This window comes from Candidatus Poribacteria bacterium (assembly GCA_026702755.1).
GTDB lineage: Bacteria > Poribacteria > WGA-4E > WGA-4E > WGA-3G > WGA-3G.
Window position 1 is genome coordinate 1 of record JAPPBX010000005.1, and the last position, 25,401, is coordinate 25,401.

A 25,401-nucleotide genomic window follows, 5' to 3' on the forward strand; every position below is an offset into this window, starting at 1 on the left:
CCCGACCTGATGAGTTCCGACTTCGAGGAGTGGTGCGATTACGTCGCCCGCGATGAGTGTGCACGCTTGCGCGATGATCCCAAGCTTATCGGCTACTTCTACTGCGATTGCCCGCAGTGGATGCACGCCTCGCCTGCCACGAAATGGCGCGGGTCGTTAGTCGATCCAGATCTACTTGAATCGGAGACAGGACGCCGCGAACTCTCCACTATTGCTGAACGCTACTATAAGGTCACCCATGACGCTGTCCGCCGCTACGACCCGAACCACCTAATCCTCGGTGACCGCTGGGAGGCAAACGCTGTGCTGCCCGATGAAGTGGTCCGTGCGGCACTCCGTTACGTCGATGTACTCAGCTTTCAATGTTTTGGGACAGTGGAGAATATCGCTACGAAGATGGGGTACTGGGCGGACTTCGCAGACAAACCTGTTCTGCTGGCTGACGCGGCGGGGTATATACGCGCACACGGTGACACCAACTGGCCCCCGACAGCGGACCGCTTGCACGATACAGATCACTATCGTCGGGTGATGGACGCGTTGTGGGCTATCCGGCAATGTGTTGGATACCACCTATGTGGGGCTTACCTTAGGAACAACGCGCGCAGGTGCGGATTTCGTGACCACACAAACAATCAGATTAACAAGACAGTGGCTGGTATTCGCGCTGTCAACACCGAAATGCAACGGAGACAAAACCGATAATGGAAGGTTACAATGACAAGATACATTTTACCAATAACAATTTTCACGGCTGCTTTTTTCCTAAGTATGGCAGCTACCGTGAATGCACAAAAAAACTCAGAGGTGAATATGATTGAACGTTGGGGAACATACGAAGTAACCTTGAATGGACCGGACACAGGAAACCCCTTCATTGAGGTTGAATTGACTGCAGAATTTACACATAATGGTCGGACATTCGAGCCGGATGGGTTCTATGACGGAAATGGCATTTACAAAATCCGTTTCATGCCCGATGAAGCCGGTGAATGGACCTACACGACGAAAAGTAACCGTGCTGAACTCGACGGCCAGAGTGGACAGTTTACATGTATCGAACCCTCTGATGGAAACCATGGACCTGTGCAAGTCTATAAAGATTTCTATTTGCAATACACCGATGGGACACCTTATCACCAATTTGGGACGACTTGCTATGCGTGGGCACATCAAGGGGCAGCAATGGAGGAACAGACGCTTGAAACCCTCGCCGAGGCACCCTTTAATAAAATGCGGATGTGCATTTTTCCAAAAGATTATGTCTATAACAAAAACGAACCCGTCTATTATCCGTTTGAAGGGAAACCGATAAAAGATTGGGACTTCACGAGGTTCAATCCTGAATTCTGGCAGCATTTCGAGCAGCGGATACAAGGCTTGTTAGACCTTGGTATTGAGGCGGACATCATCCTGTTTCATACCTACGACCGATGGGATTTTGAGAATATGGATGCCGAAAGCGATGACCGATACATCCGTTATGCTGTTGCGCGGTTGGCAGCTTTCCGTAACGTTTGGTGGTCTCTCGCAAATGAATTTGACATCATGCCAGCGAAACAGGAATCCGACTGGGACCGGTTTTTCCAAATTATTCGAGATCACGATCCGTATCAGCGTTTACGTGGGATCCACAACTGCAGGCGTTGGTACGATCATAACAAGCCGTGGGTGACACATACGAGCATTCAGACATCTAACATGGCACAGGGCATCCGCTATCGCACGCAATACGGAAAACCTGTTATCTATGACGAGTGCCGCTATGAGGGCGACATTCCGCAAGGTTGGGGAAACATCACAGCAGAAGAAATGGTTCAAAAGTTCTGGGCAGGCACCATTTCTGGCTGCTACGTTGGACACGGAGAAACATACAAACATCCTGAAGACCTCCTCTGGTGGGCAAAAGGTGGTGTGCTGCGGGGTGAGAGTCCGCCGAGAATTGCGTTTCTCAAAGCGTTCATGGCTGGCGCACCCGCTTTTGATACGCTTGCGCCGATCGGCGATGACAAGGGACGGTATATCCTCACGAAACATGGAGAATACTACCTGACTTACACAACCGAACCGCAGACGATGACCCTGGACTTGAAGGGCGAACAGCCCTATAAAATCGATCGTGTGGATACGTGGAACATGAAAGTTATCCCAGTCGGCACGGCGCAACCAGGGGAATATACCTTCGCTGCACCAGATGGTGGTTCTGCCTATCGCTTTACACCGTACGCACCGGGTGAGAAACTTCGTCCGGAGGCGAAAGCGTCCGCCGATGTGCTTCAAGGCAACGCACCGCTTACAGTGGATTTCTCAGCGGCAGGGGATCTGATACACCATTGGAGTTTCGGAGACGGGACAACGTCCACTGAATCGAATCCGACGCACGTTTACGAAAGCCTTGGTCAATACGTTGCAACGCTCACGGTGATGAACGAGGAGGGCGACACCTCAACGACATCCCTTGCAATCCATGTATCACCGGCGGCACCGGCTGACATTGGAACGCACACGGAATTTCCCGGTTCACGCGATGGACTCGTGTTTCTTTGGCATGGTACACTTGGGGACAGTGGGGAAATTGAATCTCGCGGCGATGCGAAAATCGGTGAAGATGGACAGATGGATTTGACCGGCGGGGCATTTCTTACTAAGGGTGTAAATGAGGCACTTCTTGCAGCATGTCAGGCGAGCAATCAATTGACGCTTGAGTGTCTGGTTACGACGAACAATCTGGATCAGGATGGTCCCGCACGGATTATCTCTTTCTCAAACGACATTACCCATCGCAACTTTACCTTCGGGCAGGATGGCAGTCGTTTTGCTGTGAGGATCCGCACACCTCGGACCGGGACGAATGCCACAGGCAGTGAGTTTTCTTTCGGTAAGATTGAGGTCCGGAAACCGATACACCTTATCGTTAGTTATTTTGATGGAAACGTCTACTGTTATATTGATGGTGAACTCGTCTACGTTAGCAACGGCACGCAGGGAGATTTCAGCAATTGGGAGCTCTATCCATTGCTCTTCGGTGATGAAGCGAGTGGTGGTCGAAATTGGGAAGGCAAGTTAAGCCGTGTTGCGATTTACAGTCGATTTGTCGGCGTAGAAGAGGCAGCACATAAGTTTAAGTTGGTTCAGGGTGAATAGAGATTCACATACTATTCCTGGCGAGGTTTGAAACCTCGCCAGTGATAAGTTACGAAACCCAATTAAGATGTCTTGAAATCTTCAAAAGAGTGGCAACTGTGCATCCGAATTCTGATTTGCAGTTGGCTTAGACTCCACTGTCTTGACAAAGATACGTTCGACAATTTCTTCTGCGCCATTGGTGGGATTGAGGCTATACCCTCCTAACGCAATTAAGTCGGCATTGCCTTTTGGGGCACTGTCAAGGTAGCCCGGATTAACAACAAAAAGTGGTAGATTTAGATCAAGTGCCGTTTTCGCAGTATTAAAGGTTCCGCTCATTTTGCCTTGTGCGTCTCGCTCAGGTCCCGATTCAATAACGATGACTGCTTTAGAGAGGGCACACACAAGTTGATTTCGCGCCATTGCATTCCATGCCTGCCACGTGGTATCTGGGTCAAATTGTGAAACCGTAAGTACATTTTGATTCCAATTGAATTTTTTGAACGCACTTTTTCGACGTAGGCACTTGATGCCGTTTGAAAGTACGAGTGTTGTCGTTCCGCCTGCTTCTAACGCACCCAAGTGTGCCTCTGAGTCAACACCTTTGGCATATCCCGATACGATATTTATGCTCTCACCTACAAGTTCACTAGCCAGATTTCTCGTAATGCGAATCCCTATATCCGATACATCCCGCGCCCCAACAATCGTGACGCTATCTGACCTAAGGCATTTTTGCTGTCCTTGGACAAACAGAATTGGAGCAATTTCAAGGATCTGTGGTGGGAAATTGGGGTGTCCGGGATAGATAATACCGATTTCCTGCTTTTTGAGTTGCTCGTACGCTGCGGATACCTTTTCTCTATCCTCTTCACGAATTTTTCCCATAAGGATTTTCGCTAATTCTGGAGACTGCTCCGAGAGATCGCTTCGGTTGAGTGATAACATTTCTGGGTTTAGGTTTTCTGCTTCCAAAATTTTGGCAATAGAGACCAGATGTTTGGGCCCGATGCCTCGTGTCCTAAAGAGCTGGAACCAGAAATAACCGCTGTCAATGCTCATTTTTCTCTCCTTTCCTTCGGCAGTAAGTCTATCATGTTTTGTGACACGAAGCAACCGAATTTCACAGTGCTAAGATCACGTGAATTCAACGCTTCTGTATTGGACATCAATTGGGTTTTATGCTATACTTAACACCAAGATTGTAAAGCACACGGAGAGAATCATGCCGAACATTACGGAGATGAACCGGACCGAATTCCGAGAGTTGCTCCATACCCTTGTCAACGAGGAGTTGTTCAAATCGCGGGAACGGCTTGCTGCACTACTTGCTAAGGATAGTCCCCAAGTGGAATTGGAGGCGGAATTTTTTCATTTTCACGGTGACTACGTGGATTTCGCCTTTTGGTTGGAGAATTACGAGGAAGATCCGCTTGAGGGACTCACCCCTGATACACCGCTCGCCAAAAAACTCAAGCGACAACGGGAATATGTCCTCGCCAACCGGAAAACAACACTCAAAGAGCGTAACTTCAGACGGATGGGGGTTTACCTAAATAGTGATCCGATGCCAGAGAAGAAAATCGTCGAGTTGCCACCGGACGAATACCGAAATCTGCTCCGCTCCCTTGTCGCCGAAGAGCTGTTCCCGGTACGGGTGCGGCTTGTCGCGCTGCTTAAGCAGAATCCAACAGATCAGGAATTAGACCTTGCATTTCGGGAACTTTACGTCGCTTATGAACTTTTGGAAGTCGCCTTTGAGGACTACCACTACGATCCGGACGAAGGTTTGGAGTTGAGGCCAGAGGTTGCAGAGAGGATTGATCAAAGCATAGCAGAGATTGAAGCAGGAACAGCAGAAACGTTTACGCTTGAGGAGGTTGCTAAAAAGTTCGGGGTGAAATTGAAATGTACACGTTAGTGCTAAGATCCCGGGCGATATCGGATATGCAGCGTTTGCATCCCACAATTCGGGCAAGAGTACTCGACAAACTGGAAAATTTATGTGCAAATTGGACTGAACACCCGAAAAAAGCATTGAAAGGTATACACAGAGGTAAATTCAGTTTAACAGTTGCCAAAGATTACCGAGTACTGTATTCCTTCAATGCAAGTACCCAAGAGGTTTTTGTGCATGAAGTTGGACACCGGAGGGATGTCTATTAATCCTGGATTTGCGGAATTAAACGTTTCTGGGCTTCTTCAAGCATCTATCCGATACACACGAGTAGCGGTGTCGTGGAACAGGGCAGCGCGCTCGTCATCTGAGTAGCCTGTTGATAAGCGTTTGAAGGCATTATACATCACGTTGTAGGAGAACGAGACTTTATCAACCGGGAAGTTGCTTTCAAACATACAACGTTCTGGACCGAACTGCTCAATACAGTAATTCATGAAGGGTGCTATAGCTTCCGCTAACTCTTCGGAACCGATCGGTTTTTCCCGCTCGTGCCAATCAAACCCGGTGCGTGGCATCCCGATGCCTCCGAGCTTCATGTGAATGTTCGGACAAGCCGCGACTGCGGCAATACCCTCCCGCCAAGCCTCCAATACTTCATCATCTCTACCACCATAGGGACCGACCCGTAGCAAGCCTCCAATATGGTTTGAGATAATCGTCAAATCGGGTACGGCTTTCGCGAAATCGGCGAGTTCTGGGAGTTGTGGTGCGTACATCCACGCCTCAAAAGACATCCCCATGCGCGCCAGCACCCTTGCTCCTGCCCGGAAGTCCTCACGAGCGAGTTGTCCCTCGTTTCTGTAGGCAGAAGTTCCTGCTATCTCTGGATGCGGATCCCACGTAACGGAATGACGGATCCCACGAAATCGGTTTGGGCTTGCTGCTTGTAAGGCTTCCAGCACAGGTTCAACGCGTTCACCTAAATTCAGGTTCGCATGCCCGACGATTGCAGCGGCTGCACGACTCGTTCCGTATAAACCGCTTGCACTTGCAGCTGCTAACCCCTGCACGAATTCGACCTCACCGACGGGACGCATCTCTTCCGGTCCATCGGCGCGGTACATTGCTCTCGCCTCAACAAACACAGTGGAACGCACGTTATGTCCACTATCAATGTCTGCCATCAACTCGTGAAGCAGATACCGTTGGTAAGGGATACGCTCAGTTCGGAAATCCCAAAAATGGTGGTGCGGGTCGCAGATCGGTATCTCCGGTTCTAACGTCGGTTCCTCAGTTAAAGCGAGCCAGTCGTTGTCTCCATAAGGCATAGAAATTTCTCCATCTTTATAGGTTTCAAATTGTTTGTTCTATCTCTTAGCGTCAGTTTGATTAAACATTTCGGATGTGTTGCAAACTCTATTTGCACACCCCACAGGCAAGGATTGTAGCACAAACTTTGCGTGTGTGGCACAGCCGACGCAAACTGGAAAGTTTGCGCTACATTTATTCTTAGCGTCCACTGTAGGGGATCAGGGCATTTTTGTCAACACCTTTTGATGCCTCAAAGACTTAAGTGAATTCTGAGCGTGGGAGGCAGTATTACACCAGTAAACTTTTTTAAGGGATACACCGCTGATATGCGTCACATAAGAGAAAAGAAAGCTTGAGAGTGCATCTAAAGTTGTGAAGTGCCTAAAGTTATTGCGATGAAAGAATGTTTTTGCAACTTTACAGAACTGTAGGAGACTTTAGGGATTTTGAAACTTTCCGATACGGTTTTCTTGCGTATGAAGTGTTTCTGTGGCATAATAGATACAAGGTGACGAAAGGCAGTCTTCAGATTCCGAGACGCGAACTTAAATAAAGGGGAGACGGTGGAAATGATGAAGCGATCAGATGAGAGTGATCATTGGATTGTGGAGGAAGTGTCGGGAATCGGAGTTCCCTCCTACAAAAGTAACCATTGGGTTGTGGAGGAAGTGTCGGGAATCGGAGTTCCCTCCTACAAAGGTAAATGTTTTTACACTGCTTGGGTTGCGTGTGCTTTATTGTTGCTTGTCCACCTTGTGATTATAGGGTGTGGACCGTTGACGAACGATCAGCAATCTAATCTTCCGTTCGAGGATTCCGGTGCAGATTCACGCCCCGAAAAAGTATGGCCCGTGGAACGGACGCTCGTCAGCAACGAGGTTAACTGTATTGCTGCCGGTCCAGACAATGTATGGATTGCGACAGCGCGTGGGGTTTCACGCTGGGACCGTCAACAGGATAAGTGGCACCACTATACGATGGAAGATGGGCTGGCGAACGATATGGTGAATGCCGTTGCGGTCGATGGGCAATGGGTCTGGTTCGCTACAGATGAAGGTGTGAGTCGCTACGATATGCAAACGGGCACTTTCGCGACCTTCCGAACTATTGATGGTTTAGCGAGCGACGAAGTCTCCTCTATTGCGATAGATGGAAATTACGTCTGGTTTGGAACATCCGATGGGTTAAACCGTTATGACAAAACGATTGATAGTTGGGCTGTCCGGACCCGAAAAGATGGCTTGGTCAGCAAAGTAATTACAACAATAGCCGTCGAACCGGAGTACGTCTGGGTTGGCACCGATAGGGAGATAAACCCGGATCCGCATGGATGGGATGAGGATCCAAGGTTCAGCAGAGGTGGGGTGAGCCGCTACCATCGAGATACCGATTCTTGGAATAACTATACGAAATCGGACGGTTTGATAGACAGCGAAATCGCCACGATTGCAGTGGACGACGACAGTGTTTGGTTTGGCACGCAAGAAGAAGGTGTCAGTCAGTACAATACGGTTGATCAGACATTCATCAAAACCTATACGAAAACCGATCTGCTGAAAAGCAATATGATCACTTCTATTCGGTCAGACGGTTTCCAAGTCTGGTTTGGGACTGCTAATGCGGGTGTACATCGGTTCATCAAACCCGTCAATACATGGGTACATTACACCAAAGTAGATGGGTTGTCGAGCAATCATGTGAGTTGGATTGCTATACAAGGTAATGATGTTTGGTTCGCGAGTAAAGAGGATGGTGTAAGTCGCTTCGATAAAGTGAGCGGTGAATGGACAATTTACAAGCAGGCTGATTTTCTTGCCGACAATGATGTTCGTGCCATAGCACGTGGGGCGGATGGGAACCTCTGGATGGCGACAGTCGCCGGGGTTTCGGTTTACGCTCCTCAAACGCGCAGTTGGGAAATCATCTCTAAAGAAGATGGACTGCCGACTCCGTATACCACGTCAATACTTATTAGCCATCAGCAGTCAGCAGTCAGCAGTCAGCAAGAGGACTCTCGTGGCAGTGATAACAAAAGCAATATCCATAACAAACCTACTGATAGCGGACAGCCGACAGCCGACAGCCATTCCCGCGTCTGGATTGGGACTGATCGAGGGCTTGGGACGCGGATGTATGTGGGCGATGAATGGACGTTCCATACGCCGCGGAATAGTGGTCAGTCATCAGTTATCAGTCATCAGTTAAAAGATGGTGCTGTTGGATCAGATACTCCTTTAACTGAAAACCAAAAACTGACAACCGAAAACTATAAAAGTGAAGCTTTTGTAACAGCACTTGATACCGATGCGACACAGCCCAACGGTATTGTCTGGCTCGGGACCAGTTCGGGACCCGCCATGTATAATCCAATATCTCAAAAGTGGATGCAGCTTGCCATAGCGGACGCGCCCGAAAATCCGATTATACTTTCTGTGCTTGTTAGTAATGATAATGTTTGGTTTGGTGGGGCTGAGGGTGTTTGGCGATATTCGATAGTCAATAAGCAGATGCAACGTGCTGCCGATGGACTTTCCAATCCGTATGTTAATGTCCTGTTGTCCACAGGTGAAAAAGGAAAAGAAGAGACGCTTTGGGCGGGAACCCGCCAGGGGCTTGCAAAATATGACAGCACTCGACAGCGTTGGGTCCCGCTGTCCTTTAATGACCAATTGCCGTCCCCCAATGTCACCGCGCTCGCTTTTCAAGATGGCATTCTTTGGATCGGCACACCACAGGGGCTGGGAAGCTACGCGGTTGCTTCCAATTCTTGGAATTCGCTCTCAAATGTGCCGTATAACGTTCGCGACATTCTGTGTGAAGCAGATAATACCCTTTGGCTGGCAACGGACACCGGTCTTATTGAATATGGCACGCAGGATGGAAGAGAGGTACTTCATCAATCCCGTCCGGTGCGAGAGCCGTTCCTTGAAACCAAAGTCTCACACATCCAATTTGATGGCGATTACATTTGGTTCACTAACTGGAGGTCTTCGCCGAACGGTAGTATTGCGCGGTTTCATCGTCCAACGGCAACGTGGCGGCGTTTCACACGCTTAGATATTTTACAGTCCACTCAAAAAAGATCCATGACCTTTATCCGTTGGACTTATGTAGATACTGATGCCGTTTGGTTCACCACGGATTACGGTGTTCTCCGTTACGATAAAATGGCGGATACGTGGCAGCATTTTACGACGGAAGATGGACTCTCTACAGACGATGTGAATAGAATTGATGTAAGTGAACTGAGCGTCTGGGTCATTCCAATGATAGGTTTAGAATTAAACCATTATAGTAAAGCGACTGGAACGTGGAAAGTGGTTGAGGAAGAAGATAACCGCGAGGTTGAGCGTGTAAAGGCACTTGGGGTTGACGGACCGGAGGTCTGGTTTTCATCTGGTCGTGGACTCACTCGCTACAATGAAATCACCGGTGAATGGAAAGATTTCGGACCAAGGGATGGTCTGGCGGGTAGAGGCGGGGAATGGATTACTGTAGATGACGATTTCATCTGGGTCGCGCGTTCGGAATGGGACAGGGGCAGCAACCGTCCCTTGTCACGATACGATAAGAAGACAAAAAAATGGACGACGTTTTCAACGAATGATGTACTTGCTGCGAATACCATTAGACGCATTATCTCAACAGAGAACGATGTCTGGATACTCTACAGACCTTGGGAGGATGTAGGTGTTACTCGATACGACAAGCGGAACAAGGAGTGGACGACAATCAGATCGGGACGCGGAACGCTCGAACTGGCAGTCGATGATGACTATCTGTGGTTAGCTGCACCCAACGATGGGCTTCGACGATTTCATTTTGCCTCTGGTACGTGGGCAAGGTTTAGAGATATCAAAGGGTTGCTCCATAATCATGTCGGCGAGTATGGGCTTGCAGTCGATGAGGACTATGTATGGGTGGGAACCTTGCGCGGGCTTTCCCGTTATGACAAGCGGAAGGAATCTTGGACCCCTTTGACGGCACTACCTACCCTTGTTGGACGCACCATTCGGACAGTAGATACGGATGAACGTTTCGTCTGGATCGGTTCCGATGAGGGTATGTCACGCTATGACAAGGTGTTAGGGACTTGGAAGAATTATCAGCAGGAGGGTGGCCACGAACACATAGAAACCCACGGCGGTCATTGGGACCGACATGGGCGGAAAAAGAGAGACTGTCTCTCCGATAACGTTGTGAGTTCTATTGTAACGGATGAACAATACGTCTGGGTCGGGACACGCGACGGTGCGAATCGCTTTGATAAGATAGCTCTGGAGTGGGACCAGTACAAAACTCACCACGGGTTGCCCGCCAATAATGTGACTTCTGTCAGCAGCGACGGCGATAGTATTTGGGTTGGGACTAATTCCGGGATTGGGAAGTATCCCCGCACAGCGGATGACCTCAACGCCTGGGTTACCTACACATCAGGGACTGAGATTCAGCCTTCCGCTGTGTCTAAAGAGTTCGCAGAATCATTGGTTACCGATCAAATTTGGTGCATCACGGCGAGCAAGAAACACGTCTGGGTTGGGACCCGCCGAGGTGTAAGCAAATACGACATCAGTAGAGACATCTGGAAGACAATCACAGTGAAAGATGGGCTTGCGAGTGATGAAATCAGTTGTATCGCTATTGATGGTGACAATGTCTGGTTTGGCAGTGATCTCGGTGTGACGCTCTATAATGAAAAGACAGAAGTTTGGGCCGCCTATACAACAGAGGATGGACTCGCCAGCAACAAGGTTACCACCATCGGTGTTGATGGGACAGAGGTCTGGATCGGCACTTACAATGCCGGAGTCAGTCGGTTTGATCAGTTGACAAATACCTGGACCACTTACACCCGAGAGGACGGTTTAGCGCATAACGGTATCCTTTCCATGGCTATAGGGGACACTTACGTTTGGTTGGGTACATATCGTGGATTGAGTCGTTTCGATAAACGGACAGGAACTTGGACAACCTTCACAGAGTCTTACGGACCAGAGGATATTTTGAGATAGCCGTCAGCAATCAGCAATCAGTAAAGAAAAGTTGGGTTTACCAGCCCCTCTTAACTGAAGCCGATGGCTGATGGCTGACAGCCAATAAGATATGAATATAAAAATAGGTGTCCGAAAGTGCCTGATCCCATGTTTTTTCCTCTTGCTGTTAAACTACTCTCTGGTGTTCTATGCTGAGGCGGAGGATGCGTACAGTCTATTCGGTAAATTGTTCCTATCCGGACGCGTCGAATACGATTTCACAAATAGACGAAACTTCCTCGCGGATACAGAGGAAGAACGAGTTAGACAAGACCGTTTTGATTTTGATCGCCTTTTTCGGCGCGGCTTTCATAGCGTCATGGTGATTGAGGAAACCGCGGGTAGGGTCAAGAATATCCTGAGTCTCGGTGAAGTGCCAACGACCTTCACAAAGTTCACTTTCGATCAGATCGACCTAAGTGGAGTCCGCTGGGAGGTTCGCTCTGATCGCACCGACTGGACAATCTTGATGGTTCCTGGATTGCTCAATCGACTGAATGGGCAAGAAGGACAAACGGAAGGGTCCGGGATCGGCTTGCGCGAGGTCACAAAGTTCGGCAGGTCGCAGTTAGGGCTTTCTTGGTACTACCGTAAGGTACCCGTATGGGCAGTGGATTTGGAAACCAATTTCACAAACTACGGTATAAAAGCCGAGGTGGCTGTCACGCCGAAAAGCGCGCTGCAAAAGAACTTGGGTTCGCGTTTCGATGCGACGACAACAGTTTTCAAAGCCTTCCAAACTGTTGGTGATACAATTTTTCAGGCGGAAGCGTATCGCGTCGGTCCCAGATTCGATGCCTCCCGTTCGGTTGGTGATAACGATGACCAGGACCGCTACTCCGATAACACACCCCCTGATCCTCCCTCTCTAATTATTCCCGGTGACCTTGACAAAAATAACAACGGTGTCTTTGATTACGAAGATGATATTCTGCTTTTTGATGTCGATGAGGATTTCCTTGACGAAAGCGATCAGAACAACAACGGCATTCGTGATGAAGAGGAAAATGATAAGGATCCTAACTACGAGTTCGATGTCGGACTTCAAGGTGTTCGGCTTTTCATGAACCGTAAGATAAGTCAACAGGCGAGTGTGGTTGACTTAGACCTTGGGTTCCAGATTGAAGAAAATATCAGACTCAGGAATACACCGTCCTCAACGAAAGCGTTTGCCAATCTGATTTATCGGAAGGAACTCGCGCGGGCTTCTTCACTCATTTTTGAGAACGAACTGAAACTGGTAAAAGACCGGATTCCTGACGAAACGTGGTATTTTGCGGGATTCTTAAGCGGAACGGAAGAACGGCTCTACCGGTCACAGCCGGAGGTCCGAAAAATGGAGAGAGACGGGGGTGTGGAATTCTTCGGTATTGATGGCGGCACCGAAGTCGAAAAACGACGCAAGGATCCACTGCTGATGCAGAACGACCTGATTAACACTGCCAAAATCACGTATGAATACTTGGGGATTGACCGGATGATTACCACGGCTCGCGCTAAAATTCAATACGACTATGATTTTGAAAAGGACAATCAGCATTACGAGGTCGGCATTTTCAAAACTCTCTACCGGATGCGTCCTACCAAATCCCTTGAGATCAGTCCAATGTTCAAGTCCACCATCCGTAACGGCTTTCGGATGGCAGAGGACCGACTTGAATACCTTTCCTTAAGCGGAGAAGTCGACGGTAGGGAAGCCTTTCGCCGACTCCGATTACGGGAAATTGAACGGACAAATGTCCGGGATATGGCTTCAGCACTTATCCTTAAGGTCGTGTATCAGTTTACGAAGACGATCAAACTTACCGGTGGTGGGCAAATTCTGTTGTTCAATGATATGCGTGATAATGATAACGACTTTGTCCGTCAAGCACTGTTAGCCGAGATGGAAAAAAGTTTTGTCGCTTACGAGAAGCGGATGTTTCTGCATATCGGCGCACGCTACATAGATCAACGCGCAATTGGGGATGTTAATGATCAGAATTACATGGAAATTTTTGTGCGAGTTTTTGGGAGATTCTGAAAAAACACAAAAATTGTGAAAAATTATCCATAATTTCGTAAATTTCCGTGAAATTATGCTTTTTTTTGTAAATTAACTTGACAAATATATCTATAGGGTGTATAATACTATTACTACGTATTTATTTTTAGTATTTACTGATCGTAATTTGTAAAGTGAGCGTCAACATTTTGGCTCATAGGTCAGATTCACCTTTAACTATATAAGGACCAATCAGATGAAAACCAAGAGATTACACCCATTAGAACTTGAAGTGATGAAAGTGGTATGGAAATTGACGCGTGCTACGGTCAACGATGTTCTCGATAACATTAACCGCAAGCTCGCCTATACCACTGTCGCCACGACTATGAAAAGTCTGGAAAAGAAGGGTTTTTTGTCGCATCAAGTTGACGGTAGGACGTTCGTTTACCAGCCTTTGGTCAAAGAGACAGAGATTACGCATACGATGCTCAGCGATTTGTTGGAGCGTCTTTTTGACAACTCAGCTGAGAAGTTGGTGAACACACTCCTCGAGGTGCGACAAACCAGCGTAGATGAACACAACCGTTTACAAGCGTTGATTAACAACTATCAACCTGAAGGAGAAAAAACCGATGAGTAAGCAAATCCTCCTTTCTCTGCTCAACTGCTCATGGCAGTGGATGCTTCTGAGCGGTTTGATATGGTTTGCAACAAACTCTGTATTTCGCAAAAGCCGCCGTTCCAACCCCACTGTCCATCTGCTCTGGCTGTTGTCTTTACTCAGTTTACCGCTCCTGTTCGGCTTGAATCAGTTTGTGCCAGCGCTCTCCATCGGCAGCACGGTACCAGAATTAGCGCAGGCGAAGCCAATAGACGTATCCGGTTTAACTCCGCTGACTACGGATTTACCAGAAATTTCGTCCACTAAAAGCGATACACAATCCAAAAACCAACTGCTTGCTGGAAGTAAGTTCTTCTTGAATTGGGCAAAGATGGATCTTCTATTGTGCGTCTGGGCAATCGGTGCAGTCGCTATGTTAGTCCGTTTCATCTTTGGCTTGTACCGAATCTATCAACTCCGACGCAATGCTGTGGCGGCTGATGATTCATATCAGGCAATCTGCCGACGATTGGCGCGACAATTGGATATAAATCGTCCGGTTACTATATGCTTCTCGGATCGGGTATCATCACCGATTTCATTTGGTTGGTTATCACCCCACATTCTGATTCCACGAGAACTGAATTTGGAGCAGTTTGAGTTGGTAGCCGCCCACGAATTAGCCCACGTACAACGACACGATTGGTTGACAAATCTCTTTTCGCACGTGGTGGGCGTTATCTTTTTCTTCCATCCGATTTACCATTTCCTTAACCGCGAACTCGTCCGCGTGCGGGAACGCATCTGTGACGATTGGGTCATCCGCCTGACAGGTGCCAGAAAAAACTACGCACAGTGTCTATTGGATATGGTTCGTCACGAAGACCGAGTTGTTCCACTTGCGTTATCACTCAATCAACCATCGCAATTGGAATCTCGTATTGATTCCATTTTGAAAAGCAATCGACGGTTAGACGTGCAATTGAAGCCGCGCTTGCAGTTAATGGTAGCGACTTTACTCCTAACCTGTCTCCCTCTATTGGCAATGGCACAGTTGGTGCCGCTGAAAACTTTCCAAGTCTCACTCTTCGCTCAGACACCTCAGAAAGCAGAAAAAGGGGTGGATAAAACTGAGAAAAAACTGGGGATGGAGAAAGCGAAGGTTGGAAAGATGGACGGGAAACAGTACAAAGATAAATCACGCATCAAAGTGAAAGATCCAGGACTGTTTAAGCCGTCTGAAGAAAACAAGATATTTTCTGGACCGCAACCTGGGGAAAAACTTCCGGCATTGATGGTGAGCGGCATTGACGGCGAACTTGAGGATCAAACGTATGATATCACCGCTGAGACGGATGGAAAACCATTTGTATTGTTCTTGCAAGATACCAATGGCGTTGGCGTAAAAGGGCTTGTTAACGTGTTTGACTTGCTTCTTCAAATTGATGCTTTCCAAAAAAGGCATAGCAAGGCAACGGGTGGCGAAAGGTCTAATCAAGGGCTCCAGATAGGTGTCGTGTTCCTTGCAGATAATCTTGATACTCTACCTGAATGGGCGCGTGATATGTTAAGAAAAGAGGTTCCAAATGAGGTATTAACAGGATTATCTCCCGATGGACGTGAAGGACCAGGGAGTTATGGACTTAATCGCAATGTTGGACAGACCGTTCTTATTGCTAAAGATGGGAAAGTCCTGCACAATTTTGCTTTCACACAACCGATGCTCTATCCCGATCCGCATTTCCTCGGTGCCATAGCACAAGCAATTGAAGTAGAACCCGCTACACTGGAGAAGTGGCTGAATGAAGAGGGAGAATGGTTAACCGGCGATGAAAATACAAATCTAACGTCCGCAACAGTAGAGAAATGGTTGAACGAAGAAAAGGCTGCGGAAAGTGAGCAGATGCAGCGCGACAGAAGGAAAATGGAACCAGAAGGTGCTCGCAATAGTGAACAAGATCCCTCTCTCGAAGAACTCGTCAAGCCGTTCGACAAAGATGGCGATGGCAAATTGAATCGAGAAGAAGGCATGGCAATGCGTCGCACCTTAGTAAATCGGGAATCTCAAAACCGATACCGCAGCGAGAACGTTGAAGTGAAAAATCCTGCTGAGTTCAAAAAGGTGCAGGGTGCACCACTCTTCTCTGGTCCACAAACCGGTGAAAAACTTCCACCTCTGAAGGCTAAGGGCATCAACGGTAAAACTAAAGGCAAAACGTATGATGCTATCGCCAAGGCAGACGGACAACTCCTCGTTCTCTTCCTACAAGATGAAAGCGGTCTCGGTTTACGAGGGTTGCTTGGCATTTCTCGTTTACTCGCTCAAATTGCCGAGAAGTCTGAACAGGCAATGCATATAAATGCTGTGTTTTTAGGGGACACACCGGATACCGTGGAGAATCAAGCCAGTAAGTTAGTCCCACATATTCCGGGCGGTGTCTTACTTAGTATTTCCCAAGACGGTCGTGAGGGTCCAGGCAGCTACGGACTCAATCGCAGTGTCGCGCAGACGATTATCATCGCCAAAGATGGCAAAGTGCTACACAACTTTGCTTTCACACAACCTATGCTCCGTCCAGACCCATACGTTCTTGGGGCTGTCGGAGAAGCAATCGGCATAAAACCTGCAACGCTGGAAAAGTGGTTGAACGAAAAAGGCCTTGTGATCAAAATTAATAATCCTACCGCCAGCGATAAAATGGGTAAAATGCTCTTAAACGGAGCCGTTGTGCAGTTTGACGAAATGGATTCTCTCCTCCACAGCTTGCCTGAAGAACAAAAATCTATGCTCACTATCCAACCTGGGCGAGATGTACCTCATCAACAGATCGTCAAAGTAATGGATATAGCAAAAGAGGCAGGTATTGATCAAATTGAATTCGCAACTGATTTACCTGAAGGTGAGCGGATGCAGCGTGCTTTTGTCGGACAGCTTCGAGAGATGGTCGAAAAGGGCGAAATCACTGGCGAAGAAGCCCGCGAACTATACGAGAAAGCATTTCCTCGTCGTAAAGAAGATTAAGAAATCAGAATAGTTCGTAGGGACAGGGAACTATCGTGCCTGTCCCTACATGAAATAGAGAAGGGCAATATGAGGGCAGCACAATGAACGTAGTAAAACGATGTGATGGCATGAATCGCCGTGATTTTCTGCGCGTCGGTGGATTGGCGGCACTCGGATTAGGGTTAGGTGATTTTTTCCACCTCCAACGCGCCTTTGCCAGCAACAGTCCACTGACAGCAAAAGCGAAATCCTGTATCCTGATATGGCTTGATGGGGGTCCCAGCCATCTGGAGACCTTTGATCCGAAACCGGATGCCCCACAGGAGGTTCGCGGACCCCTGAGCACTATTGCTACGAATCTTACAGGCGTACGCCTCAGTGAATGTCTGGAACGGACTGCAGGCATTATGGATAAAATCGCCATTATTCGTTCTATGACCTCGCCGCTTGGTGAACACAGTCTCGGCACCCAATACTTGATGACTGGATACAAACCTACACCTGCGTTGGAGTATCCGACCTTTGGTGCAACGGTCACCTATATCAGATCTCAAAATAGTCAAAACACTTCAGGAGATGCACTCACCGCTTTACCGCCAAACATTGCAGTTCCGAATTTCACAGGTCAAGTGTCGGGAAACGGATACTTACCGAGTGCTACGCGCCCATTTTCTGTTGGCAGTGATCCGAAAAGACCTGACTTTAAAGTTCGCGACCTTGATTTCTATGAGGGGATTGATTTGCAACGCGTTTCCCGGCGTAGGCAGTTCGTCAATGCGCTCAACGAATTCAGTCGTGCCAAAGACGCTGGCGCAACGACGGTATCGGACCCGGAGTTAGAACGTGCCTACAACCTGATAACATCACCCGAGGCCAAAGCAGCGTTCACGCTTTCTGAGGAGCCTCAAGACGTGCACCAGCGATATGGTCCCGGTGGTGTGAACGGAATCGGGCAGAGTTGTTTATTGGCACGGAGGTTGGTCGAACGCGGTGTTCCATTCGTAACTGTCAACCATACGGGTTGGGATACACATAACGATATATTCCAGTTGAAAGAACGATATCCTACCGATCGGAATGCACATCTACCATCGCTTGATCGGGCATTGAGTGCGTTGATTCAGGACCTTACCGATCGTCGCATGTTGGATGAAACACTCGTAGTGGTTATGGGTGAGTTCGGACGCACACCGAGAATCAACTCACAAGGTGGACGGGATCACTGGCCCAACGTGTTCAGTGTGATGTTGGCTGGTGGCGGCGTGCAAGGCGGTCAAATCGTAGGCAGTAGCGATGCACTCGGCGAATTCCCAAAGGAACGTCCCGTGACACCATCGGATCTGTCAGCCACAATCTATACACTGCTAGGTATTGACCCCAGTTTTGAGTTGCATACCAGTGACGGGCGACCTGTCCGCGTTGCTCCTGACGGTGCTAATGTTGTTTCGGAATTAATCGCTTAATCCAGCTGTCGTAGAGGAAATTATCTGTGAGAAAAATAATTTGCAGCTTATTAATCGGGATTGTTTTGGCTTGTATGCTTTATGCACAAGATGGGACAAAAGAGGATTATTGGAATCAGTTCCGCGGTCCAAATGGAGACGGCAAGGCAATAGGTAGTGCCCTCCCTACCGAATTTAGTGAAACGAAAAACGTCCGTTGGAAAACACCCATTCACGATAAAGGGTATTCATCGCCTATTGTTTGGGGAAATCAGATTTGGGTGACAACTGCACGTGAAGATGGCAGAGAACTCTTTGCGATCTGTGTAGACTTAGAAAGCGGCGACATCTTACACGATATAAAAGTGTTTGATGTCGCGGAACCGCAACTCGAACACGGGGACCTCAACAGCCATGCTTCGCCGACCCCAATTGTAGAGGAAGGACGCATCTACGTTCATTACGGTACGTATGGCACCGCCTGTCTGGACACGAAAACTGGCGAGAAACTTTGGGAACGCCGAGACCTGAACTGTGATCATCGGGTGCGTCCCGCGTCTTCCCCGATTATTGATGAGGATACGCTATTTCTCACTTTCGATGGCGTTGATGTACAGTTTATTGCAGCACTCGACAAGAACACCGGCGACACTTTGTGGTTACAGCATCGAAAAGTTGACTCAAATTTTGAGGATGTCCTCAGAGCTAAGGGTGTTAAGGATATTGAAGAAACGAAAAAAGAAAAGCCAAACGATAACAGGAAATCTTATGCAACGCCAACGATTATCACATATCAAGGAAAGAAGCAGTTGGTGAGTCCGGCAGCGGAAGTCACAATTTCCTACGATCCTAAAACAGGCGATGAACTCTGGCGTGTTCGACATGAAGGATGGGGTTGGAACGTTGCGTGTAGACCTATTTTCGCACACAATCTTGTCTATTTTACAATTGGCGTGGAAAAATTGTTGCTGGCGGTTGATCCCTCTGGTGGGGGTGATGTTACCGATACGCATGTCGTCTGGAGCAATCGCAAGGGTGCCCCTGAAATACCATCGCCGCTGATTGTAGACGATTTGGTGTTCATGGTTAACGAGGGTGGTGTCGTCTCTTGTGTAGAGGCAAAGAATGGAAATCTTGTATGGAAAGGTCGTGTCGGCGGAAATCACTGGGCATCCCCGTTATATGCAGGTGGCAACATCTTTTTTTTCAGTATGGAGGGGCGCGTATCGGTTATCTCTGCCGGACGAGCGTTCAAGTTACTCGCACGGAACGAGTTTGATAACGAATTTATTGCATCTGGTGCCGTTGCTGGTAACGCGCTAATTCTGCGTTCGCTTACGCATCTCTATTGTATTGAAGAAACGGATCCAAATGAACGAAAATAAAATATAGATTAGACAGGGACAAAACAATGAAAGCGATCCAATTCACTCTCATAACATTGATATTATCAGCCGTGCTTTTCTTGTACGGTCGCGTCCACCAGAATGTATCCTTTGCAAACAACGATCAGACTAATTTTGCTGCATCAAAATCATCTGACCGTGTTGACTTTGAAAACGATTTGATACCGATTTTTACCAAGTTTGGGTGTAATGCGGGGGCATGTCATGGCGCAGCTGCTGGTCGGGGTGAATTCAATTTGTCGCTCTTCGGTGGTAATCCACAAGCGGATTATAAAGCGATTGTCCGTCAACTCGCTGGCAGACGTATCAATCTGATGCGACCAGAAGAAAGCCTGATTATTCTAAAGCCGACAGCACAAACCAAACATGGCGGTGGGCAGGTTTTGGATGAAAATGGAGAAGGCGCGCGATTGCTCCACAACTGGATCCGGCAAGGCGCGACTTACGAAACGCTACGTCATTTGGAGCGTGTTGAAATATCCCCGCAAAAACATGTCATCTCTAATCTTGAGAGTCCGGTTCAACTGCACGCAACTGCCCATTTTTCAGATAGGACAAGAGAAAACGTGACACGATGGACTGTCTTTACACCAGAAGACACTTCAGCGATTGAAATTGACACAGCCACTGCCCTCGCCAAAGTTCGTCGTCGTGGTCGGCATATTATCCTTGCTCGTTATCTCACAGAGGTCGTCCCGATTGAATTCATCACCCCCTTGAACGAGGTTCCGATACAGAATGCCTATAAAAATAATCCAACGCACACGTCTCCAGAATCGGTGAATACGAGTATTGATGATGAAATCCTCAAGTTACTCTCAACGCTCCGATTGCCAGTGTCACCAACTGTTGATGATGCTACCTTCTTGCGTAGGGTAACACTTGACCTCACCGGACACCTCCCTACACCAGAGATGGTAACCGCATTCCTTGGAGATTCCAATACAAATAAACGGGAAACGTTGGTGGATACATTGCTTGGGTCGGATGAATTTAACGAGTACTGGACATTGCAGTTGGCGAAGCTGCTACGGATTGGCGCACGAGAAAGAAACACAGAAGGCGCGTTTGTCTACCATCAATGGCTTTCCCAACAGGTTCGCGACGGTGTTGGATATAATCAAATAGCACGTTCAGTTATTTTAGCAACAGGCGATTCCCACGAGGTCGGTCCGGCAAATTTTTACCGCACAGTAAATGGACCGCGAGAACAAGCCGAATTCATGAGTGAACTCTTCATGGGAGCTCGACTCCGATGCGCGAATTGCCATAATCACCCGCTCGACAAATGGACACAAGACGATTACCACGGATTGGCGGCGATCTTTGCCAAAATAGAGAGCGATCAGATCGTTAAGGTAAAACCGTCGGGTGAGGTTATCCACCCAGCGACGCGGGAAAAAGCAGTGCCGCGGATTCCCGGCGATCGGTTTCTGTCTGCTGATGTTCCTGATGGGCGAGTCGAATTGGTGGATTGGCTAACGGGTCAGGACAACCCATACTTTGCCAAAGCGATTGTTAACAGATTGTGGAAGGCGATGATGGGACGCGGTTTAGTTGAACCCGTTGACGATTTCCGATCTACCAATCCAGCCACCCACCCTGAGTTGCTAACAGAACTCGCTGACGACTTCGTGGTGCACGGCTACGACTTACGATGGACACTCAGGCGTATTGCGCTCAGTGAGTCTTACGCGCGTAGTGCAGATACGCTGCCGCAAAACGCGACAGATGATCGTTTCTATTCCCACGCGCTGCAAAAGCCGCTTGAACCGGAGGTGTTGGCGGATGCGATTTCAGATGTCCTCGGTATACCGGACACCTACGGCAATGAACCGGAAGGCACACGTGCTGTCTCTCTATTCAACCCAAACACCGAATCCGAGGCACTTGATATCTTAGGACGATGTGGACGTGAGACCTCATGTGAGAGTGCTGCTGAAGTAACGGATGGACTTCAGCGTAAACTGCACTTGTTCAATGGTGATCTTCTCAATGCACGCATCGGGGTTCCCGGTAGCCGACTTGATAAACTGATGTCGGAAGAGAAATCACCGATGGAGATTCTCGACGAGTTCTACCTCGCCGCACTGAGTCGGCATCTAACAGAGACCGAGCAACAGTTTTGGGAACAGCACATTGATGTCAATTCATCTGCCAACTCCCAACGCGCGATCCTTGAAGACATGGTGTGGAGTCTGCTAACCTGTAATGAGTTTGTGGCAAATCACTAATACAACGGCTCTATTCAAATAGAATTGGTAGGTAAGTTTCGTGCCAAACCTCTTTTTTGCAATTTTAGTTGCGTTCATCTGCGTAGTCTCTATTGCTCCGGCACAGGAAAAAACCATGCATAACCAAGATGCTGTCAAAGTAAACAGCAAGGCATTGATCGTGGACATAGTACGTGCTGCGGGTAGTCGTTCCGAGATCAATGTAAACCAGTTGTTGAATAACCAGAAAAGCCCTGAATCCGTTGGGGCAGATGAAGCGATTGAGAAATGGATTGACGAAAATGGGGAATCGATCATTGGTACTCGCGGCGGTCCCTTTACTCCTACTGATCAGTATGTGACCACCTATAAGAATAGCAAAATCTATGTTCATGTACTTTCGTGGGATGGAAAGAACAATATTACCCTTCCAGCTATCACTGATCGGGTGGTAAAGAACGCTTGGATTCTGGGAAATCCCACGGTAGACGGCACTTCGTGGGGTATCGTGCGCCAGCATCCGTGGGGGCTTTTGATTGTAGTACCAGAGGCGTACCAAAATGGTGTTGATGACATCGTCGTTCTTGATATTGAAGGGGATCCCACTACACTTAAGAAGCCAAGATTGATTGAGGCAGATCCTTCGTCAGTTATCTATCTGTTTGGAGACAGTGCCGAAGTAGGTGGGGGTCTTGTGCACTTGCAGGCACAAGACTGGATTGAAGGTTGGAACGAGTCATCTGCTTCACTTTCATGGAAGGTGAAACTTCCTATATCTTCCGATTACAAACTCGCGATGACCTATACTGCTGATACACATGCGGTAGGTTCGGCATTTGAGATTGTTGCTGGACACAATAAAACCGTTGGAACAGTTCGCCAAACGACTGGATGGGCAGGAGATTCGCAGAATTTTGAGAGGATATCGCTTCCGGGAACATTGCGCCTCCCCGCAGGTGAAAGCATAATTATGCTGCGTCTCATTGGAGAGGCAAAGTCTAAAGATGGGGTGCGAGTCCATTCGCTTGAATTAATTTCGCCGCTCGCTGATAAAGCAAGGATTGCTTCAAACGAGAAAGCGCAGCAGATACGTACCAAAACGGACTGGTTCGTCGAAGCGAAGTACGGCGTGATGTTCCATTGGTCAACAACAACACAACCGTCGCGTGGTCCTCAAAAACCTTACGTGGAGGCGGTGAATGCTTTTGACCTTGATGCTTTTGTCGACATGGTGAGTGAAACTGGAGCGGGCTACGTCATTTTCACTGCTGTCCACGGAATTATGCATTTCCCTGCCCCCTTAAAATCGATCGAAGTGGTTATGCCGGGACGCACCTGCAAACGAGACCTAATTGGAGAAATGGCTGGTAAGCTGCAAGAATGTGGTATTGCCCTTATTCTTTATTTTCATCACGGCGTAGGAGATTTGGAGTGGGTGAAAGCCTCTGGATTTTTAAGTCCAGACAAGTCAAAATTTTTCAAAATTGAGCATGACATTCTTACCGAAATCGGCATGCGCTATGGTAAAAAGGTCGCAGGTTACTGGTTTGATGATCGGTATCCGCTTCAGCCGTTTGAAGAATTGTATGAGGCAACTAAAGTTGGCAATCCCGAACGCATCGTCGCTTGGAACAGTTGGATTCTCCCCAAGACGACTGAATTTCAAGAGTACTATGCTGGCGAGTTTGGCGGTGCGCTCGTGAATCCACCAGAAAATTTCTTTGCAGAGGGTAGCAGTGCGGGTGGTTTACAACCGCACGGCTTGATCTTTCTTGACGACCCTTGGCAGCACGGATATCCAGATACCGATATCGCCCCACCCATATTTACCACTCAACAGATTATCAATTACGTGAAGGCGTGTATTGCTCAAAAACTGGTGATTACGATGAATATGGGTATTACTCAGGATGGGAAGGTTTCGCCGACAACACTTGAACAGATGAAAGCCTTGCGAAAAACGATCCGAGAGGATTCAAATACATTGGGAGTTAACTGATGAAGCATGAACAACAAAATTTAGCAGTATCAATCTTCAGTTTCATGTTTATCCTTATATTTTCTGCACTCGCTATCTCAGCAGAACCTCAAATCGAGATCGACTTTGAGACGCAAGTCTTACCTATCCTCCAAAACCGTTGTTTCAGTTGCCATAGCGCACCAAAGACAGATCCCAGTGGTGCCATCACGAAATCGAAAGGCGGTGTTCAACTGGACAACGTGAAGGGCATTGAGGAGAGCCTGTATGGAGAAGTAATTATCGCTGGTGAACCCGAAGACTCGCTGCTCTACCAGCGTATCACCTTACCCGAAGGGGATACCGGTATCATGCCTCCACAAGAAGAAAGCGCGCCCTTGACAAAGCAGGAAACTGATCTTATCCGAAAGTGGATTGAGCAGGGGGCAACCTATGGAGAATGGAAGGGACATCAATCGGAACCTAAGTTGTCAATGACTAACACCAATCCACACCAACCTACCGTCATGCCACCGATTACTTCTCTCGCGTTTTCACCGGATGGAAAATCTGTCGTTGCATGTTCCCAAGCGGGATTACACGTTTACGATTTTCCTACACTCAGTCTACAGCGGACAATTGAGGTATCAGCCCATAATATACACGATCTCGCGTTTTCACCTGATGGGGATCAATTGGCAGTTGGCGGTGGAAATCCTGCAACTGATGGGATTATAGAGATTTTTTTGTGGCCAGAGGGAAAGTCGTTTCGCGTTCTTAAGGAGCATCGGGATTCAGTCACGGCTATCGCTTGGCGGGATGCGTCGTCGCTCGCATCGGCAAGCTTGGACCGACGTATTCTCCTTTGGGACTTGTATACTGGCACTGCCATCCAGCAGATGGAAGGTCATTCAAAAGGGGTGTCATCCCTCTGTTTCCTGAGTGATAAGGATATACTCGTAAGCACGGGGATAGATCAGAGTGTCCGCGTTTGGGATTTGACATCTGGTGAGTTGATTCGCAGCATGAATAATCATACGCTGCCGGTTCATGACCTTGCCTTGCGTCCAAGTGATGCTGGACTACCTGTAATTGTTTCAGCAGGCGATGACTGTACCGTTCGATTTTGGCAGCCGACTATTGGTCGAATGGTAAAATTCGCACGACTGGAGGAAGCACCGCTTGACACGGCATGGTTGAACGACGGCTCAAAGGTTGTTGCCGTGTGTACCGATGGAACTGTTCGTTTCGTTGATCCAGATTCAGTGGAAGTTACGGGTGAGATTCACGCGCTAAACGGTTGGGCGTACTCGCTGGCAGTTCATCCAACGGATGGTAGTGTTGTTGTTGGCGGGCAAAACGCACAGATCCGACGCATTATACCCAAGTGACCGAAACCGCATTGTTTTACGTCATTTCAA

The 25,401-nt window shown here is 48.1% G+C and carries 14 protein-coding genes; 12 read left to right on the top strand and 2 right to left on the bottom strand.

Going from position 1 to position 25,401, the window contains the following annotated elements; translation table 11 throughout:
• Positions 1–705, top strand: a 705-nt coding sequence (locus OXH39_00905) for an agarase (protein MCY3548988.1), incomplete at its 5' end; no start/stop codon positions are given.
• A 12-nt stretch (positions 706–717) separates the two neighbouring features.
• The gene (locus OXH39_00910) at positions 718–3,144 is read left to right on the top strand and encodes a DUF5060 domain-containing protein (GenBank protein ID MCY3548989.1); all 2,427 of its coding nucleotides are present in this window, start codon (positions 718–720) and stop codon (positions 3,142–3,144) included.
• Positions 3,145–3,225: 81 nt separating this feature from the next.
• Here the strand turns inward: OXH39_00910 and OXH39_00915 are convergent, their stop codons facing one another.
• The gene (locus OXH39_00915) at positions 3,226–4,188 is read right to left on the bottom strand and encodes a DNA-processing protein DprA (protein MCY3548990.1); all 963 of its coding nucleotides are present in this window, start codon (positions 4,186–4,188) and stop codon (positions 3,226–3,228) included.
• Between the two features lie 163 nt (positions 4,189–4,351).
• Between OXH39_00915 and OXH39_00920 the strand changes: the two genes are divergently transcribed.
• Entirely contained in the window at positions 4,352–5,047 is a 696-nt protein-coding gene (locus OXH39_00920) for a hypothetical protein (GenBank protein ID MCY3548991.1), read from the top strand.
• 281 nt (positions 5,048–5,328) lie between these two features.
• Here the strand turns inward: OXH39_00920 and OXH39_00925 are convergent, their stop codons facing one another.
• Positions 5,329–6,354 (bottom strand): amidohydrolase family protein, encoded by a 1,026-nt coding sequence (locus tag OXH39_00925; GenBank protein ID MCY3548992.1) that lies wholly within the window; start codon positions 6,352–6,354, stop codon positions 5,329–5,331.
• Between the two features lie 552 nt (positions 6,355–6,906).
• On the opposite strand from OXH39_00925, the gene OXH39_00930 reads away from it, so the two are divergent.
• The 9 genes from OXH39_00930 to OXH39_00970 all read left to right on the top strand — a co-directional run bounded on the left by OXH39_00930 (position 6,907) and on the right by OXH39_00970 (position 25,371).
• On the top strand, positions 6,907–11,349 hold the full coding sequence (locus OXH39_00930; GenBank protein ID MCY3548993.1) for a hypothetical protein: 4,443 nt from the start codon (positions 6,907–6,909) through the stop codon (positions 11,347–11,349).
• A 91-nt stretch (positions 11,350–11,440) separates the two neighbouring features.
• Positions 11,441–13,393, top strand: coding sequence for a hypothetical protein (locus tag OXH39_00935; protein ID MCY3548994.1), 1,953 nt, complete (start codon positions 11,441–11,443; stop codon positions 13,391–13,393).
• Positions 13,394–13,610: 217 nt separating this feature from the next.
• Positions 13,611–13,997 (top strand): BlaI/MecI/CopY family transcriptional regulator, encoded by a 387-nt coding sequence (locus tag OXH39_00940; GenBank protein ID MCY3548995.1) that lies wholly within the window; start codon positions 13,611–13,613, stop codon positions 13,995–13,997.
• Entirely contained in the window at positions 13,990–16,980 is a 2,991-nt protein-coding gene (locus OXH39_00945) for a M56 family metallopeptidase (protein ID MCY3548996.1), read from the top strand. Before OXH39_00940 ends, OXH39_00945 begins: the two co-directional genes overlap by 8 nt.
• 83 nt (positions 16,981–17,063) lie before the next feature.
• Positions 17,064–18,425 carry a DUF1501 domain-containing protein gene (locus tag OXH39_00950; GenBank protein ID MCY3548997.1) on the top strand — a complete coding sequence of 454 codons (1,362 nt, stop codon included), beginning with the start codon at positions 17,064–17,066 and terminating at the stop codon, positions 18,423–18,425.
• Positions 18,426–18,451: 26 nt separating this feature from the next.
• On the top strand, positions 18,452–19,789 hold the full coding sequence (locus OXH39_00955) for a PQQ-binding-like beta-propeller repeat protein (protein ID MCY3548998.1): 1,338 nt from the start codon (positions 18,452–18,454) through the stop codon (positions 19,787–19,789).
• 26 nt (positions 19,790–19,815) lie between these two features.
• Positions 19,816–22,044: a DUF1549 domain-containing protein gene (locus OXH39_00960; GenBank protein ID MCY3548999.1), complete on the top strand. Its 2,229-nt coding sequence runs from the start codon at positions 19,816–19,818 to the stop codon at positions 22,042–22,044.
• A gap of 115 nt (positions 22,045–22,159) precedes the next feature.
• Positions 22,160–24,022 carry an alpha-L-fucosidase gene (locus tag OXH39_00965; protein MCY3549000.1) on the top strand — a complete coding sequence of 621 codons (1,863 nt, stop codon included), beginning with the start codon at positions 22,160–22,162 and terminating at the stop codon, positions 24,020–24,022.
• Positions 24,022–25,371, top strand: coding sequence for a hypothetical protein (locus tag OXH39_00970; GenBank protein MCY3549001.1), 1,350 nt, complete (start codon positions 24,022–24,024; stop codon positions 25,369–25,371). Before OXH39_00965 ends, OXH39_00970 begins: the two co-directional genes overlap by 1 nt.
• Positions 25,372–25,401 lie beyond the last annotated feature (30 nt).